General features: G+C 40.2%; 15 protein-coding genes. 4 read left to right on the forward strand and 11 right to left on the reverse strand.

The window, feature by feature from the left end; translation table 11 throughout:
- Positions 1–154 precede the first annotated feature (154 nt).
- Positions 155–724 (reverse strand): helix-turn-helix domain-containing protein, encoded by a 570-nt coding sequence (locus tag PQ460_RS22605; RefSeq protein ID WP_274171269.1) that lies wholly within the window; start codon positions 722–724, stop codon positions 155–157.
- Between the two features lie 190 nt (positions 725–914).
- Between PQ460_RS22605 and PQ460_RS22610 the strand changes: the two genes are divergently transcribed.
- The gene (locus PQ460_RS22610) at positions 915–1,607 is read left to right on the forward strand and encodes an AzlC family ABC transporter permease (protein ID WP_274171270.1); all 693 of its coding nucleotides are present in this window, start codon (positions 915–917) and stop codon (positions 1,605–1,607) included.
- Positions 1,600–1,920, forward strand: coding sequence for an AzlD domain-containing protein (locus PQ460_RS22615; RefSeq protein ID WP_274171271.1), 321 nt, complete (start codon positions 1,600–1,602; stop codon positions 1,918–1,920). Before PQ460_RS22610 ends, PQ460_RS22615 begins: the two co-directional genes overlap by 8 nt.
- Before the next feature lie 22 nt (positions 1,921–1,942).
- Here the strand turns inward: PQ460_RS22615 and PQ460_RS22620 are convergent, their stop codons facing one another.
- The 4 genes from PQ460_RS22620 to PQ460_RS22635 form a co-directional block, all read right to left on the reverse strand.
- Complete coding sequence (locus tag PQ460_RS22620; RefSeq protein WP_443147180.1) at positions 1,943–3,487, reverse strand: right-handed parallel beta-helix repeat-containing protein; 1,545 nt, start codon at positions 3,485–3,487, stop codon at positions 1,943–1,945.
- Between the two features lie 174 nt (positions 3,488–3,661).
- Positions 3,662–5,053, reverse strand: a complete 1,392-nt coding sequence (locus PQ460_RS22625; protein ID WP_273614416.1) for an MATE family efflux transporter — start codon at positions 5,051–5,053, stop codon at positions 3,662–3,664.
- Positions 5,054–5,306: 253 nt separating this feature from the next.
- A complete protein-coding gene (locus tag PQ460_RS22630) occupies positions 5,307–7,844 on the reverse strand; it encodes a LamG-like jellyroll fold domain-containing protein (RefSeq protein ID WP_274171272.1) in 2,538 nt (845 codons plus the stop codon).
- 89 nt (positions 7,845–7,933) lie between these two features.
- Positions 7,934–11,674, reverse strand: coding sequence for an alpha-L-arabinofuranosidase C-terminal domain-containing protein (locus PQ460_RS22635; RefSeq protein ID WP_274171273.1), 3,741 nt, complete (start codon positions 11,672–11,674; stop codon positions 7,934–7,936).
- 225 nt (positions 11,675–11,899) lie between these two features.
- On the opposite strand from PQ460_RS22635, the gene PQ460_RS22640 reads away from it, so the two are divergent.
- Entirely contained in the window at positions 11,900–12,163 is a 264-nt protein-coding gene (locus PQ460_RS22640) for an AbrB/MazE/SpoVT family DNA-binding domain-containing protein (RefSeq protein WP_274171274.1), read from the forward strand.
- Entirely contained in the window at positions 12,163–12,558 is a 396-nt protein-coding gene (locus PQ460_RS22645) for a type II toxin-antitoxin system death-on-curing family toxin (protein ID WP_274171275.1), read from the forward strand. The genes PQ460_RS22640 and PQ460_RS22645 overlap by 1 nt, the downstream gene beginning before the upstream one ends.
- A 139-nt stretch (positions 12,559–12,697) precedes the next feature.
- Here the strand turns inward: PQ460_RS22645 and PQ460_RS22650 are convergent, their stop codons facing one another.
- The 6 genes from PQ460_RS22650 to PQ460_RS22675 form a co-directional block, all read right to left on the reverse strand.
- Positions 12,698–15,484, reverse strand: a complete 2,787-nt coding sequence (locus PQ460_RS22650) for a glycoside hydrolase family 3 C-terminal domain-containing protein (protein ID WP_274171276.1) — start codon at positions 15,482–15,484, stop codon at positions 12,698–12,700.
- A 243-nt stretch (positions 15,485–15,727) separates the two neighbouring features.
- Complete coding sequence (locus PQ460_RS22655; RefSeq protein ID WP_274171277.1) at positions 15,728–15,913, reverse strand: hypothetical protein; 186 nt, start codon at positions 15,911–15,913, stop codon at positions 15,728–15,730.
- A gap of 95 nt (positions 15,914–16,008) precedes the next feature.
- Complete coding sequence (locus tag PQ460_RS22660) at positions 16,009–16,800, reverse strand: carbohydrate-binding protein (RefSeq protein WP_274171278.1); 792 nt, start codon at positions 16,798–16,800, stop codon at positions 16,009–16,011.
- A 182-nt stretch (positions 16,801–16,982) separates the two neighbouring features.
- Positions 16,983–17,375 (reverse strand): type II toxin-antitoxin system death-on-curing family toxin, encoded by a 393-nt coding sequence (locus PQ460_RS22665; RefSeq protein ID WP_274171279.1) that lies wholly within the window; start codon positions 17,373–17,375, stop codon positions 16,983–16,985.
- A 1-nt stretch (position 17,376) separates the two neighbouring features.
- Entirely contained in the window at positions 17,377–17,670 is a 294-nt protein-coding gene (locus tag PQ460_RS22670) for an AbrB/MazE/SpoVT family DNA-binding domain-containing protein (RefSeq protein WP_274171280.1), read from the reverse strand.
- Between the two features lie 177 nt (positions 17,671–17,847).
- A complete protein-coding gene (locus PQ460_RS22675; RefSeq protein WP_274171281.1) occupies positions 17,848–19,008 on the reverse strand; it encodes a cobalamin-independent methionine synthase II family protein in 1,161 nt (386 codons plus the stop codon).
- Between the last annotated feature and the right edge of the window lie 54 nt (positions 19,009–19,062).

The following is a 19,062-nucleotide window of genomic DNA, read 5'->3' on the forward strand; positions in this document are numbered from 1 at the left end:
AGCTGTTGGATAATTGATCCAGCAGCTTTTTTTAATTAATCCATTCATACTCTTGCTTGAGAGCGACATTGGAACCTCATGTGACACATATAACAGAATACATGACTTTTGATACTACCTAGTGTCATTGTTAATTAAAAAACTACCTTCCCTCTTAATGATACGTAATGACGAAATGTAAAACAGTACTCTTTTCAGATGGATTGATGTACTTATGCTGACGATCGGCTTTGAAACGAATACATTCTTCCTCTATCAGATCATATCGTTCTTGATTGACTTCTACCGTAAGCTGACCAGACATCACAGTGACCAATTCGGTCACTCCCGCTTGATGGGCTTCGGAAGTGTAAGAGCTATGCGGTTGCAAATACCCTCGGTACAACTCAAATCCATTCGAGCGAAATAACGGCTCTACTACAAAAAACTCATCAGAACTTCTTAATTGCACACTATCTTGCTTGCGAATAACAGACACATCGGATTCTCCAGATAATAAGGATGCGATAGGAACATGCAAACCATCTGCAATTTTCCAGATTACCGATAAAGTAGGATTCGCTTCTCCTTGCTCAATCTTAATCAAAGTTAATTTACTAACACCGATTTGCTTGGCAAATGCTTCTATCGTGATGCCTTTTGCTGTTCGAAATTGTCGTAAATTTATACCAATCTGCTTGCCAACCTCTTCTTCTTTAGCTTGAAATCCAGCATTTTTATCCATTGTATTCTCCTTTTATATCAAGCATTCTCTTTATTATTCTTCTTATAATGTATATTTTAAAGTACTAATAGTTAATTTTATTTTACTTTTATGATCTTTTTATACTATAATCTGATAAAAGTTAATTATAATATACTATTTAATTATTATTTTATACTTTAGAAAAATAGAATACAAGGAGAATACGTAGATGCTCACCAAACAACATACGGTTAAAACGGCTTTACTTGAAGCTTTTCCGTTGGCATTAGCGATAGCCGCATATGGATTATCTTACGGAGTGCTTGCTACTCAGGCACATTGGAGTCTTTGGAGTACTATCATGATGTCTGTGCTCGTCTTTTCAGGTTCAGTGCAGTTGATGATTATAGCTATGGTTATATCTGGTGCTACATTACCGGGCATGATAATCACTGCAGTACTGCTCAATTTGCGTAATTTGTTATATGGAGCTGCACTAGCAGATAATTTAGCCCCTGCTTCTCGCAAATATCGCTGGTTACTGGCATTTGGCGTCTCTGATGAATCATTTGTACTGGGAAATATACGTTATCAGAAGTATGGAGCAGATCCGTTGTATTTTGGCGTTGTAGCAGGATTATTTTATAGCGCATGGGTGATTGCTTCTTATATTGGTGCATATATCGGGGATTTAATTGATCCGGTGCGTTGGGGATTGGATTTAGCGTTTCCGATTACATTTGTAGCTTTACTTATTCCTTCTCTTACTGACAAACCTATCATCGCTACAGCAGTAACTGCACTCGGTATCGCCAGTATATTGCATTATATAATGCCTACTAATGAATTCAATCTAATCATAACAGGTGTCATTTCTCCGTTCGTTGGAATGTATATTGCAAGGAGGCAACAACATGTCTGAACAGTGGATTTTGATTCTCGTTCTATGTATAGTAACTTTTCTATCACGTCTAATAGGCGTTGAAATGATGGCAGGGCGAATATTGCATCCGACCCTGCGTTTGTATTTTAACTATGTGCCGATTGCGATGATGGTGGCGCTTATTGTAGATCAGATCATTACGACTGATCAGGGATCGACGTCAATCTCATTGCCGATTATAGCTGGTGCTATTGCTACTACACTAATGATTAAAGTTACACGTTCCTTTTTACCTACTGTAATCATCGGTGTACTTGTAGGGCTTGGAATACGTTATTTGCTATCCAGTTAACATAACACCAAGCCATTACCTTTTATTGATCGGCACCCATATTGAGCTTAGCGCCTTTTTTGCGAATTTCTCCATCGATATCTAATGTATTGATAAGCGATAGATCGGCAACTCCTTGATCAATCGCGGGTGAACTTTGTTGTAGATGGAAATTCTGCTTGGCTGGATTAACAAATACAGGATTGGCAAATAACGAATGAGCATCATTTCCACTACGTTTACGATAGTCCGGGAAGCCTGTATACTCTTTATTTTTCCAGATCCATGTGGCTTCGACACGTCCATCCGGTGCATCGTACAGATTATAGTCGATAATATTGCCACTGTTTTTGGTGTATTCATTATAAATTAGAACATTTGATGCTCCAGCGACCATAATATTATTTTGGATCACATTGTTACGGGTATCGTATTGAACATATAACTGTCCATTACCACGATTTAACGTATCATTTTTATACAAAGTATTATTCATAATATGACTGTTGGTTGTAGAACCTCGCTCGGTATCATATCCACCCATAGCTATACCTGTTAAGCGGTTAGAGTAGATCATATTGGTACGTATTGTAATATTATCTGTCGCTTTACCTTTATGTTCGGATGCAATTTCGATACCGATATCGTTGTTATAGACTTTATTTTGTTCGATAATCGTATCTTTCCCTCCATCAATATAGATAGCTCCTGCCGAGTTGCTGTTATTGGGTATCTTTTTTCCGTAAAATGGATTGCGATTAGATGAGATATTGTAGATCGTATTGCCTTTAATTAATCCTTTACGAGCGACATCGTATTTGACATCAGGTGCTGTTCCTTCATAGCCAATCACATCGATCCCGATATTATCGTTATCATGTAAAAGATTATGACTTACAGTAAATTTCTCTACATTTCCATTAATGGCTAACGATTCGCTAGAACCTAATACGAGATTGTACAGTTCATTATTATTGATCGTAATATCATGCAACGACTCTGGCGCTTTGTTACCATAGACTGCTATACCATGTGCATCTCGACCTGTGGCATTGTTACCTGATAATGAGACTGTACTTTTGATATCATGAATTTTATTGCCTGTAATTTGAATATGACTACCTGCTCCTTGCACACTTATACCTGTAGGAACTTCATCTACATGAGTGGTAGTGTAATTACGAATCTCTAATCCTTTGACCGTAATGTAACTAGCATCTTGAATATCGACCATACCTTGCAGTCCATCTACAGATTGCCCTGTGCCATCTAAAATGGCTTTTTCAGAACGGTAATTGGTAAATGTAATATTACCTTTGCTTGCTGAACCTGAACGAGTGATCGCTAGTTGTTGCTTATACACCCCTGCGCGTATATACACAGTACTACCTGCCGGTACTGTATCTGCGGCATGTTGGAGCGTTTTCCAGGGAGAAGTGATCGTTCCTGCCTGACTATCTTTGCCTGTAGGAGACACATAATATTGAGTAGTCGCCGCTTCTGCTGAAGGTGGAGCACTATATACTAATAAACTTATACATAATATACAGCCCAGACCGATCAAGCTATATAATTGATATTTTCGCAATGGATGATCATCCTTTCCTGACTAAAGTTCTGAACATGTCCCATTATAAACGTAATCTGATCGCTGTCTAGCATACGATTGCATATTCGGTAGTTTTTATTGAAAGATCCTTATTCGAAAAAAAGCCTTGATTACGGTATAGCACGTCCGCAATCAAGACTTTGACTAATTATGCTAAATGACTCGATGTTGCAGCCATTTTTTACCCCTGAATCGCTTCATAAAGATCAATCCGCGGACTGCCCATTCACAATCCATCGCAATCCAGATCCCTAGAATACCCCAACCCAGTGTAATCCCGAGCACATATCCAAGAACAACCCGGAATAACCACATCGACAACATCGATACCAGTGAAGTAAACTTGGAATCGCCTGCTGCCCGTAACGAAGAAGGTGTAATAAAAGCTATCGCCCATAATGGCACTTGAGCAATGGTATTGATAAATAAGACTAAGAAAATATCATCTACAATCTCTGCCGGCGGGTTGAAAATAGAGATCAGTGGATTGAAGAATGGGAAGATCAACAGTCCCATAACGACAAAAGAAAGAGACGATAACATCAGAAACGATTTGGTAAATTTGCGTGCATCTTGGATATGTCCGCTACCGATACACTGCCCGACTACGGTAATAATAGTGAGTGATAACGCATTTGCGGGAATCTGCATTACCCCTGCCAACGAAGAACAGATAGCATTGGTCGCTATCGCATACGTTCCCATACCAACGATAAAGATTTGCGTTAAAATTTTACCACCGTTGAAAAACATTTGTTCGGCGGCAAAAGGAATCCCGATAAATAGTACTCTTTTGAGCATAGAGAACTTTATAATCAGAATCTCACGCAATTGAACTTTGAGGTTTACATCCATTTTGAACAAATAATAGATCGCACAAGCCGCACCCAAATATCTTGCGATATTGACCGAAAGTGTCATTCCGAATACGCCCATATGTAACCCGTTGATAAATACAAAATTTAATAATACATAGATCACATTCATAATCAGCGACAACATCAATGAAGCTCGTGTACTCCCTACCCCGCGCAATGCTCCGCAGACTGCTTCAACAATTGCGATGCCTAGAAAAGAAGTACAACTTCCGATTAAATACGTTCGCGCAAGATTCATTACATCTGCTTCAGCCGATCCAAAAAGGATATTAAGTAGCGGTGCATGAAAAATAATCCCGAACAACGCGACCGCTATCGCTAGTAAAGAAACGGAAGATACCGCCCCTGCACTCGCTTCGGAGACACCGCGTTCATCTTCGCGCCCTTTGTATTGGGCTACGACTACGGTTCCGCCTGTAGCCACAGCAATAAATACGCTCAGTAGAAAAATATTGATCGAATCGATCATATTGACTGCACTGACAGCGGCGACTCCTGCTGAACTGATCATCGCTGTATTGATTAAGTTCAATCCCATAATAAAAATCTGATCGATCAAAATCGGTACAAACAGCGCAATCATCTGGCGGTAATGAATATTTGAGCCTGAAAAGTACTTATCCAGTAGCCGATGACTTCGCTTAAACTTAAGTTCAAATGGTTGCATCATAGTTCACTTCTTTTACATTAGAATGGGCATACGTAACAATAGACCGACGTTCGTGTATCAAAAGTTTTTGATACAATCATTTCAAAAAATAATATAAAAAAAGCTCTTCAGATGAGAAAGCAACTGAAGAGCATGGATGATATCTTAACTATAATAGGCTTGTTGCCAAGCGCATGTTCGTCGATTGCGTACATGAATATATCACTCTTTACATGAAAGAACAATACTTTTGACGCAATCTTAAGTGATTTTATTTTCCTTTCGCTAATTCGGATAATTGAGCAGGCGTTAGACTACCTTTATAAATACGTAGTTCATCCATCTGTCCTTTGAACGGAGTATCCCAATAGTTCACACCGAGTCCGAAGCTAGCATTATTATCTGTAAAAATATCCGGGAAGTTATCGCCACTGAACTTCTGTACTCCATTCACATAGATCGTTAAGCGACCTTCATCTACAGAGAAAGCTAGATGTGTCCATTGATTCGCTGGAATAGTTACTCCGGTCACTCCGTCGTACCATGCTGTTCCAGACCAGACCATAGCATTGTCTGCTGTTGCACCACGCGGGATCAAGCTTACCCAATGGTCGGTATCTTTCGCTCCGAAAAAGGCTGGCGAATAGGTAGTTAATTGATCAGGCTTCACCCATAAAGACACCGAATAGGAATTGTTCGAGATTAATCCTTGTGGCAAACGAATACCTGATTTTCCATCGAAAATAGCAGATTGTCCCTGAACTCCTGTGCCATACGTAATCGTGCCTACTGTTGAATCCAAGCGTTCTCCTGTCACTGTTCCTTGTCCAAATGTAGACGTTGTATCTTTTAAATTATTTTCAAAGCTATATTGAGCAGTTAACGTAGCTTCTACAAATGGCTGTACTGTCACCTGAAATACTTTGGTCTGCTTGCTGCTGCCCTTAGTAATAGTAGCTGTCAGTGTTACATTCGCTGGTGCCTGCCCTGCTTGTGGACGAGTGACTGCGCCTGTATTCGCAACTACAGCTGGATTAGAGCTTGACCATACTATCGATGTTCCGCGACTACCTACTGTAGACAATACGACATCACTGATCATATTAGAAGTATCTCCTAGACTAAGATCACCATACACATCGGCAACCACTTGCTTATCCGAAACATCTGCTAAACGACTGCCCCAACCCATTGTTCCGTTGGTAGACAATGCTGTAAATGTCATCGTATATTGCTTCGATACCGGATTCCAATTTTTCACGAATACGCCTGTATAGGTGACGCCTTCGATTGTTAATACAGCATCAGCTGTTCCTTTTTGTCGCCATGTGCCTTGAAGCTCGCCAGAGATGGTACGATCTTTGTTTAGACGAATATATTTGGTGTTTTTGATCGCTGGTGAAGAATCGTTACCATGATCGATAAATTGGTAATCGCCTATGATCGTATCTTCACTGACTTTAGTTAAATTTTCACCTGTATAACGGTAAGGAGATACAACAGGCCAACCGTCTTTGTTAATATACATCTGGTGAATACGAAGTTCGTGTTCTTCTCCTCTAGCCGGGAAGCGAGTATGGAATACAAGGAAGGTCTGTCCTGTTTTGTTATCGGTGTAGACGGAGTTATGACCTGGAGAGACATAACCTAGATTTTCTCCATATCCAGGATCGCCTACTTTACTATCCCATAGATAGTTACCGATGAGCTTGTTACCATACGTTACATTAGACGTTTGTGCAGGCCATGTTGCTTGTTGTCCTTTGGCATCTTGATAAGGGCCTTCTGGCTTGGTCGCGCGGAAGACACGCATATTGTATCCCCCATTAGCTGCTAATCCACCATAGGTCATATACAGATAGTAGTAACCACTTTCTTTGTTGTATTGAATATAAGGGCCTTCACCTGATTGACCATAACCACCTGCTACTTTGGTGCCGAAATAGCGATCAATTAAGCGTCCATCTTTTGTTTTACCATCTTTGCCCGGGTAGATCGGTTTGCCTGTTTTGGCATCAATTTCTAATACAAAAATACCACCAGACCATGAACCATAAGTCATCCATAGCTTGCCTTTGGTATCGGAAAATATAGTTGGATCGATCGCATTTGGATACGTTTGATTGGCATATGTTCCATCTGCATTGAACCATGCTGCATTTTCACCAGTTACTTTTTTCTGATCAATAAGCGTCTGGATATTGGTATTTGTCCATTTTTTATCAACAGTACTGTTATTATCAAATGCTTTGTCTTTGGTAAAACCAGAGTAGATCATCGTATCAACATACGTATAAGGGCCTTCTATTTTTTGCGATACTGCCATTCCGATCGCAGAGCGGATATATGTTGATGATGTGCAATAGTAGATCGTATAAGCGCCTTTGGTTCCATCGGCATTCACATATTTGGGATTCCAGATCACATCAGGAGCCCAGACCGAGAAGCCACCTTTACTATCTGCATCATTTTCGCCTGCCCATTTGAAAGAGCCAGCTAGATTTTTGGAAAGATCGCCGTATAATGTATTGCCTGGAGTGGTGTAGCCGTTTGCAAATGAAGTCCAATTGATTAAATCTGGAGACTTGGCAGCCGAGATATGCGAACCAAATACGTAGAACGTTCCACCTGCTTTGATAATCGATGGATCATGTACCGATACATTGGAAAAAGTAGGCGTTGTGACTGCTGGCTTGAGATCATACTCTTCTGCTCGCACTGTTGAAGCCCCTCCAAAACCTAATGTTGGGATTGTTAATGAGATCATTAATGTGAAGGCTGTCGCTTTTTGAATCCAACCTTTATTCATTACTTATGCCCCTTCCGCATTATAAAGATCAGAGCGGATATGATTAACCCGCTCTGTCATACTATTAATAAGCAATCGATAACAATGAATTATGACTGTACATCAAGTACAAGTACATTGACTGAATTGGCAGGTAAGACGACAACCAATGACTGATTATCGATCTGTACTTGTTGCTCTTGAGGAACTACTTTTTCGTCGTTCTTTTTGTTCACATTGGGAACATGTACCAGTTCAGCATCCCCTGTTAATGTAATCCATTTGGCTGTCTGAGATACGGTAAATGCTTGCAGATCAATACGTGTTGCTTTGTCTGCATCATCTGCATTAACTAATTTGACATAGACATGATTCTCGTCTTTAGTGACGGAATGGAACACTTCACGATTGTAAGCTTCTAATTTGTAATCCAGTACTTTACTTGCCGTCTGACCGTTCGTGTAGGAGCAGATAAGACGATTGCCAGTATCTCCACCGTAATTAACAGTGATGGTATACGGGGTATGATCGGTAATAGCTTCATAGCTTGCTGCTCTTAGATTACCTGCTGCTGTACTGGTAGAATAATCGCCCAGTGTATAGCTTTCGACACCTTGCTTATGCACTTTGACACCTGTCGCCTGACCACCATAACCAATCGCATATTCGATCACATCTTTGTTCTCCGCAGAGATATCGGTCAGACCTGCACCTACGTAAAAACCATCTGTACCGGACACTCTAGAAGCAATCACCTCCACTGTGTAATCTGTCCATTCTTCATTGAGTATATAGAGACCATTTAAGCCACTGGCTTGAGCGTGCAATACTAATCCTTGCGCTGGATCGATCGTATAACCAACAGAACCCGGAATTTCTTGCCAGATCGATTGGAGTGGTTGTGTGAAATCTTGCTCTAATAGTACTGAACGATCCCGATTAGATGTGACTTTGGCATGACTGATGATCACTTCTGCATTTCCTGTTGCAATCTCAATTCCGCCACGAGGAATAAGTTCCATCGATTTACCATTTTTATAAGTGGAAAAGGAAGTGCCCAGTACTTTATTTCCCAGATATTTTGCATATAAATGCTGTACATAATAGTTCGGTGTAAACCAGACACTTTCATCATCAAACCAGATACAATCTGGAGTCCAGCGATAAGTTCCATCGGTTAATACTTTGTTAAATAGTGGCGCATAAGCGGCGAGACGGACTACATCTGCATTATTCTCAAATCCTGTAATTACAGCGGCTTCGGCTACCGCTCCTGCTAATGTATTTTTATCAGTAGATGCATATTCACCGACAAATACTTTGGACGATTGTTGCCAGTCGATACTGCCATCTGGCTGATACGCTCTATAGTAGTAGTTATACCGATCTGCATTACTTAGCAAATATTCATTCGAACGATAATAATGTTCATCTGCAATCGTATCCATATAGTTAGGTTGGTCTTTGTACCATGTGACTGTTTCTTCGATCACTTTCTGTCCGTCTGCAAAAGCTACTTCTGCCGATCCTTCCATATTTCCGCTCAAAAATTTCCATCCTTGTTGATACGCATCATCGTCTGCCTGTGCTCCCACTGTTGAGATAATATGCAGTTCATGATCAGGATAATGTTTCTCCATATATTGATCGATTGATACTTTGAACACTTCAAAATTAGCAAAAAACTCTACGCCCCAGTTTTCATTTCCAACGCCTAAGTAACGCAGATCAAATGGTGCTTCATGCCCCATATGACGACGCATCGCAGCCCATTCGTTATGTTCAAAATCCGTACTAATCGCAAAGTCGATCAGATCGGTAAAGTTCTTAATAAAGTAATCCCGTAATTCCCCACCTGCTGGATGCGCATAATCCGAGCGTGCCTGACACAATACACCACATGCCATCACAGGAAGTGGAAGAGCATTCAAGTCTTCGGCTAATTGGAAATATTCCATATAACCCAGACCCATCGTCATCATATAGCCCCAGACGTTAAAGTTTTCTTTGCGTAATTCGATATCTCCGATCGAGTCTTTCCAATCGTATACATTTTCCCAGATAAACGAACCTTCTGATATACAGCCTCCTGGAAAACGTAAAAACTTAGGATGCATATCGACTAATGCATTGACCAGATCTTTGCGCAAACGGTAATTCGGATTGCCTGTATAGTTACTATGAGCAGAAGACGAAGACACTTCTTCTGTCGCTCCCCATACATCACGAGGCATTAGCGACACCATATCAATCGAGATATCTCCATCAAAAGTCAGCGCTAATTGTCCAAATCCATTCGCTATTCCTGTCAATGTAATCGGAGTCTCTACACCATACTTTTTCCATGTGTGATTGCCTTCAATAAGGATGGTGATTGGTTCGCTAAGACTGTCATGTTCAGCAGACTGTAACTGGATCGTGATACTTCCGACAGATTCAGCTTTTGCCCAGATCGTGAAATCATACTGCGTTCCTGTACGGATCGCCATCGCACAGTTATGATTCGTATCCCCAAATCCGCGGTTATAAATAGTCGCTTCATCCGCAACTGTCACATAATACGAATTCACTTCTGGATCTTGTACACCAAAGTGTTCATTCAAGCCACCACTGGATTGTGGAGTCATTTGCTCTGTATCACCGAACCATGCAAACAATGGCTCACGATTACGCCCTGTAGAACATCCACATTCTCCAGAAGCATGAGAATAGGTATCAAATGCAAACGATTCAAACGAACGGTTCTGCACCAACTCCGCATAGATCCCACCGTCTGCCGCGTTGTTGATATCTTCATAAAATAAGCCATACATCACTTCGCTCACGTCCAATACTTCCCGGTCACCATGAATCGTAAGCGTATATGGTGGTACATGTGCAGGAAGTACAGACACATGGTAACTTTTCTCCAGCGTAGTCGTACCTCTAGTAAGCACCGCGGTCAAAGTCACCGCTTGTGGCTCGGTCACGTCTCCGATCTGCCCTTGATCAGATAACCATTTCGGTTGATTAGATGTCCATGCTACATTGACACGTCCACCCATTAATTGCTGTGGTAATAAGATATCTTTGGTAATAATGGTGGTTGGAAATGAAAGATATTTATCACGTGCTAATCGAATAATCTCTTCATCAGTTAACGAATCGCACATTACTTCTATGATCTCGTCCGCAGATAATCCTGCTTCATATATACGGAAATCAGATAACGAGCCGACAAAATCATCATCTGCTACAAATTGAGAGCGTCCGATATAATTGGCTTCTTTGCTGGTCTGTTCTGCAAAGGCTTGGAACCAGTGGCGCAGACGTGCATAATTCCCACTAGACGTCTGGCTAATCGATCCATCTGCAAGCACTTCACCATTTACATAGACGACAGGCCCTGCACTGCTCAGTGTGCCACCTTCGGTTCCTTTGACAGATAGAGCTACATGCATCCATTCATCCCGTACAAATCCTTTGCCCGGATCAATCGCTAAATCCCCATCTGCTGTTAATGTTCCACGCATCTGGCGTGTCATAAATAAAGACGGACTTCCTTCACCATTACCAAAATCAAAAAGACGCTCCCAGATACTCACGCCCATCCCCAAATTCACCCATGTCGTAACTGTTATTCCATTGTTATCGCTTACATTTTGCAGTGCATCAACAGGAAGTTGGATAAATGAACTACCATTTTGCCCACCTGCAAACGTAACTGCATTTCTACCATACACTTCAGCAATCACAGGCTGGGTCGTGCCTGCAACGATCCCATCATTTGCTTTTCCTGAAGAATCTTGAGCGATATGTTCTGCGTTATCAAACTTATATTGTACAACTAACTTATCGTGTAATTGAGTCATTGCTATTCTCCTATCTCTATCTATAGTTAATAAAAATATTAATAAATTAATATAATTGCATATTATATAGTCATATTACTCTACTATGGTTATACTTTTCAATGCTTAATTTTGTAATCGTTGGAAAATAGATAGCAGTAGAGAAGATTTTTATGTTAACAAGCGCTTTTAAGTGATGTATAATTGTTATAACAGTATAATTATTTTACAGGAGGAATTGATGATATGAGTAAATCATTACACTTAGAACGTAAAGTTTCTAAGTTTGGCAACAGCTTAGGTCTAACGATGACAGAAGCATTTAAACAACTCGGATTAGAAGCTGGAGATAAAGTAGAGGTCAATATTAAAGAAAATAGCGAAGAAATTGTGATCAAAAAAGTGCAAAAAGTAGATTTACCTGCTGGCATCAGCCCAGATTTTTTAGATACCCTTTCGCAAGTTATGGGGCAATACGATACGACTCTCAACGAATTGAAAGATAGATAATGGATGCTATTCGTTATCTATCTTTAGCAGAAGTTGTCGCTATCAATATTGCGGTTATTCAGAAGTATAGTCCTGGTGAACCCATCGGTATTAAAAGTAAGAGCCTATTAGAATCTGCTCTTCTTCGTCCTCAATCTTCAGCTTACGAAGAAGCATCCCCCTCTATTTTTGAAAAAGCGACTGCTTTATTTCAATCTCTTGGTGAGAATCATGCTTTTCAACATGCAAACAAAAGAACAGCCTTCACTGCTCTCGTTATTTTTCTACATTACAACGGCTACCATTTTAAAATGGAACCCAAACAAGCTACAGATTTCACGGTAAATATGGTTAATCATATGTACACTTTTGAGGAAATTGTTGAGCTGATTTCAGATCATTCGGTTTCTTTTTAAATTTCTGTGTGCATATATTTTGTAGTATTTATTTTTCAATCATATGGGTATAGTCACCAAAAAATAGCATGAAAGAACAAAAAGCCACTAGTCTAAATGCAACTAGTGGCTTTCTTCCTTTTGAAATTAAACCAAATATTTATACTTTTCTTAATTCCAAATGTTTCACTTCAATACCCGGCTTCACAAATTCAAACTTCAATTCGTATACGCCGGCTTCTAATTCCACTTTTACTAACTTCTGTGTGATCCATTTGCCTTCTGTACCATTGGTCTGGATCGTGGTCACTAACTGATCATTAAACGTTAAGTTACAAGCACTTTGCGCTAGATCATTTTCAGGTGACATCACGTAAGCGAACAATCGGTACATACCGGCTTCTTTGACTTCGATAAATGTCGACTCATTCGTATCCAGTGGAATCGGTTGGTTTGGTTTCACTTTTTGCGCTTGTTCTGCGGATAGATTAGCATTTCCTTTAAAAACATCTACACTTTCAACAAACGCTTCTTTTCGCCCAAATACAGGCGCTTGCATAATAAATTCACAAATATTGATCGCACAACGTTGTAACTCACCCACCGTTAACGCTCCATTTGTCAATGATTCGATAATATTATCGCCCCATGCATTGGTCTCTGCACCATAGTTAGGCACAACCATATAGAGATCATTTTGCGCGCGTACCATTGCATGCATATGTTTGCGATCAGCCGGCCCTGCGTCTGCTGGATCATTCATAATCGCCCACCAGTCAGTCATCACAATACCGTTGAAGCCCCATTCACCACGCAAAATAGTTGTATTCAGATCATAGTTAGAAGCCGCCCAGTGGCTATTAATCGGGTTGTATGAAGTCATGACCGAGTTCGCGCCACCTTGCTTCACAGCAATCTCGAATCCTTTGAGATAAATCTGGCGTAGCGCACGTTCAGACACGACAGCATCTACTTTGCTACGATGCTTCTCCTGATTATTACAAGCGAAATGCTTCAATGTTGCATTGGAACCGCCTTTCATAATGCCTCGTGTACAAGCAGCTGCAAATACACCTGAGATCAACGGATCTTCTGAAAAATATTCAAAATTACGTCCATTTAACGGACTACGGCGAATATTCAGTCCCGGCCCAAGCAATGCGTCAATATGGTTAATCAGCATTTCCTGACCTTCCATCACATACAATTCTTCGACTAGTTCGCTATTCCATGTTGCCGCCAATAGTGTTCCAATCGACACTTGAGTAGACTGCTCTCCGCTATCCATACGAATACCAGATGGGCCATCTGCTGTACAAGCTACTGGAATCCCGTAACCAAATAGACTATCGCTCACGCCGCCAAAAGCAGACGCTGTACCCGACGTTACGAGCGGACTACTCATCCCTTCGCCACGTACCAGAGCAGCCAAATCTTCATCATTTAACTGAGATACAAAGTCTTGAATACTGACTTTGCCATCTGCAACATCTTTGAGTTTGTGTCCTTTGTCGCCTGTCTGTGGCAAAGGTTCTGGTAGATTTTGCTGAATCCGATCTTTTAACGAAATCTGACGGGTAGGCACTTCAACTGAACTCAGTTCATACGAACCGTCCTCTTGACGAGCACCAGGTTTGAAACGGTAAAAGCTTTCTAGTGGAGCCATCGCTTCTGCTAATTGCTCAACCACTTGCAGTTGCTCCAATACATAACCGTTTTGTCCATCGACCTGTACAGGTTGTACCTTTTTCACACTGGTTCCTACATGGAAAATATACGTACCCTGTTCCAGCACATATGCGGACGGATGCCCAGTAACACCACTATCATCATAAGAAGCGAGTGAATGCATAGGGAACGTAATCGTTAACGTTTCAGTTTCTCCCGGTTGTAATACTTTGGTTTTGCCAAAAGCCGCTAATACTTTAGTCGGTTGTCCAAGCTCGCCTTGCGGTGCTTCGACATAGACTTGAACCACTTCTTTACCTGCAAACTTAGAACCGCTATTTTTCACATTTACATTGATCTCAATATGGTCTGCTCCATCTCGGGAGATCACTTTCGCTTCTTGAGGATCTATAGTGAAGTCTGTGTAAGACAATCCATAACCAAATTCGAATTGCACTTTATCCGGACAGAATGTCTCAAAATAACGATAACCTACATAAATATCTTCTTCATAAATACTTTTAAATTCATTACCATAATTGCGTGTAGATGGATAATCTGCAATCGAGTAAGCGATAGTATCGGTTAGCTTCCCGCTAGGTGTCACTTCGCCGACAAGCACATCTGCAATCGCGTTACCGCCTTCCATCCCACCATGCCATGCGTAAATCACACTGCTAATCGGGTGTATGTATCCTGTATCATTGATCCAGCTCATATCTACAATATTGGATACATTTAAGATCACAACTGTTTTGTCAAAATGAGTAGTTACATGTTGCAACATGGATTTTTCCTCTAACGTTAACTTATAACTTCCCGGTTCGTCTGCATTATCCTGATCTTCACCAGCAGTACGCCCGATAATCATAACCGCTTTATCCGAATGTTTCCGCGCTTCAGCTACCAATTCATCGGTTAAAGGCATTTCTTTCTGGAACCACGGTTCTGCTGCCCAACCACCGCCACCGTTATCAAACGGATTTTCCTCGATCCATTTCTCATATACCGAAGCCAGTTGTTCGTTGACCGTAATATCTGCTTTGCTACGCAATCCATCTAAAAGGTTAGTCGTATACGCTACATGCACACTACCACCTGAACCTGTCCCACTACGATAATAATTCACCTGCGTGCGTCCAAATATTGAAACGCTTTCTTTTTTCTGAATCGGAAGAACTTGATCATCATTTTTCAATAATACGGCACCTTCCGCAGCTACTTTACGACTGAATTCTGCAAAACCTTTCAATGGAACACCTATTGTAGATGTACTCAAATCTATCGCCTCCTGTTTTCATACGTCTGTCTATATTATGTACTTCATCGTGTGTAAAAGCAAAAAATAGCGATGCTCAAGAGTTAATACTCTTTGAACAAAGCTAATGTATCATAAGACCATTCTGGAATTTCCGCTATACAATAAATCATCTTATTTTTTTCTATTTCAGCAATAATAGAAAGCTCATATGTATTATCTATAATAATGACCTGATCGGCTATAACTAGAGTAGCATTCAATTCACTCGTGATATTGATACTCTTTACGCTCTCCTGATTCAGTATAAACAATCTCATATTTTTGTCCGCTAGCATCTTCACGGAGACGTTTATTATTTTTTATATAATAAATAGAAGCTCCTGCTTCTTTCGCTTTTAAACGCACATTTATGTTGACTTGTTGAAGTTGCTCTCTACTAAGTAGCATAAGATTTTCCTCCTCTAAAAATAAGCTATTTATTCTATTTATTATATCATAATCTAAAATAATTTTTGCGTTCTAAAGAGAACATCACTTTTTCATCAAGCTTCCCGACCATACACTTCAAACTGGGTCAAAGCTGGAAAAGGAGAAGGATCATCGGATTGGATTAACTCGCTCAATGTGACCCAGTCCACTGTTCTTTTTTCAATAGAGATCGTTTGCGGTTGATGTGTTTTGACCAGATTCACTTGCTCTGAACTTCCATCCGAATAAGTTAATGTCACACGTTCCCAATAATTATCATGCGGAAAATCTGCTCGTAACGTCAGCACCACCTGATCGATCAATACGTTACGTCCAAAATGAATCGTAATCGCCGCATCTGCACGCTGATTAATCCCCCACGATTCATAAGGCCATTCTCCATGCGAATGATTGGCTCGATTCCCATTGATCGCATTGCGCGCTGCAAAAACAGCTTCCCCACGCGTCTCTACATTTGCCGAAGCATGTGGATAGCAGACTTCATTGATGTGTTGGTCATACGGGTTATAGGCTAGATTCCGATAAGACTGTATTTCTTCATTTGTTGCTAGACGGGCAGTTAATAAATGCATTTCTCCTATAAAAGATTTCGGTGAATATGAGGTTCTTTTTTCAGCAAAGGGGATAGGATATCGGTATTCTTCACCTGTAAAATAAACAAAAACTTCACCCATCGAGTCCTCAAGTTGGATGATGAGGTATGTATTAGGGTTGGAGCATTTGAGTACAATGATATCTTCCGGTTGATAAGCTTGAGTGTAGACAAGATGTACTTGATCGGTGTCCGTATGAGAAGCTAAGACTTTGCCTGTAGTGTTTTGGATTTCAAGAGATAGGTTGGTCATAGGCTTTGGCTCCGTTCTATGATTTTATTTATAGTGCTTGAAAAGTTGATCAATAGCTCTTTCAACGAGACAGATATATGTAATACTAGCTAGAGAAAACGCTATCATATTTAAACCGAAATATCTATACTAGGTCGAGATACGTTTGTTTTTATATTTATTTTCACAATTTCAATAAAACACTATTTGGATACAGAATGCTCATAAAGTATAGTGACAATTTGCTCTAAAGAAGTATGCCCTTTCGCAATATCTACAATAAATTCAACAGCAAATACACGTTCCATTCTCAAATGATAACCATTAATCATTAAAAAAGATTTCACCACTAAATAAGCTGTACGTTTATTGCCGTTATGAAAACAATGGTTTTTAACAAGAGATTCTAATAACGCTCCCGCTTTATCAAACAAACTAGGATACGCATCTTCCCCAAATAAACTCTGCATCGGTCTATGTATAGCAGAATCAAGCAAGGTATGATCTTTGATTCCTGCCTGATCCACATCGTTCATTTGTCTCATCATGTAATAATGAGCAGCAATGACTTCTTCTTTGGTTAAAAACAGAGTCATATTATCTGTCCTTCAAATCATCAAATATCGCACGATCTTCCTCAAATACATCATAAAACGCTTCTAACACTTCAGGGCGAACATGTTCAGGAAGCTCTATTTGACGAACCTTTCTTAATATAATCTCACCCTCATTATTTTCAATAAACTCAATTTCATCCCCTTGAGAAATATCTAACTTCTCAGCAAGCAACTTTGGAAAGCTAACTCCAAGACTATTTCCCATCCGACCAATTTTACGAGAATATACTTTATGATCTGACGTTTTTTGATTTAGTTTTATAATTTTGTTCACTATAATCACCTCTATTTATTTAATCTTTGAAGTTACAAAGTTATAACTATTATAACTTTGAGTAGAGGATATCATAGTCAATATCAAAAAGCCACTCATTAAAATATAATGAATGGCTTCTCTTTTACTATAATAGAGTAATCTCATAATCTGTATCGTTTATTATGAAGTAGAAATTTAATTCGCCCAATACTGCTCCGCAATCTTCTGCCCTTGATTGATTTTTTTCCACTGCTCTGCTTCGGTCAATTCATTACCACCATCGCAAGAAGCAAATCCGCATTGATGAGAAAGCAACAAACGATCTTTATCAATAATCGTAGATGCTTCATCCAGCAGTCGAAGAACACGTTCTTCATCATCTAACGTACTTGTTTTGGAAGATAGTAAGCCCAAGACAACCTCAGTATTTGGCTTGTCTTTGAATACAGCAAGCGCTTCAAGTGAACCTGCGCGCTCGTCATCCCACTCTAAGAAAAAGCGATCATATTTCAATTGCTTTAAGAACAGATTCGCAATCTTCACATACGATCCGCCACCCATGTTGCGAGAATCGTAGTTACCACGGCAGTTATGCGTCCACATTTTCAGTCCCAGACTGTGACCATAGTCGATAACAGTATTGCTAATATCGATAAATTCAGTCGCAAGCGCCTGTACTTCCTCTTGGTTGATATGCTCGCCAGTGTAAGGAGAGTTCGGGTTATCGTCTGCGAATAGTTCCCATAAGCAATCGTCAAATTGTAGAATTTTACCGCCAGCTTCAGCAAATTCTTTCACAAATTCAGTATAAGCTTTCACCAGACCCGCTTTGAGTTCTTTGGAATTTTGGTAGACCGCATCCGTTCCGCCGATATTATCCGACCAGGACAATTCACCGAAAATATGAGATGGAGACGGTACACATAACTTCGTCTCACGATCGCCTGCATGGTCTTTTAGCTTTTTGAATACTTCGATAAAATGATGGTTTTTCCCACCTAGTTCACCTGTAATCCGTAGCCCGATATCTTTGCGTGTCTCGTATTTGGAGCTACCATCCGTATCGCGGAAAAAGTATCCATGATCTGCAATATAACGTTCGATCCCTTGAAAGCCCCAGACAAAGTCCAGATGCCACATGGATTTGGAATATTCACCATCTGTAATGATCGACAGGTCATTTTCGATTTCTTTTTCCACAACAGACTGGATCGCCTTCGCTTCCGTCTGCTCATATCCATCGAATTCCTGATAGAACGGATAGTGAATATCGTCCCGATGCTCGATTTGTGTTTTATATTCTAACAACTCAGCCGGTCGCAACAAGCTTCCTACGATTTGAAATTTATCACTCATATTAAAGTCCCCCTTGGTATTGTTCACGTGTAATGATGATTTGTTTATTTTAAC

The sequence above is a fragment of the Paenibacillus sp. KACC 21273 genome, from assembly GCF_028736095.1.
Taxonomy (GTDB): domain Bacteria; phylum Bacillota; class Bacilli; order Paenibacillales; family Paenibacillaceae; genus Saccharibacillus; species Saccharibacillus kyungheensis.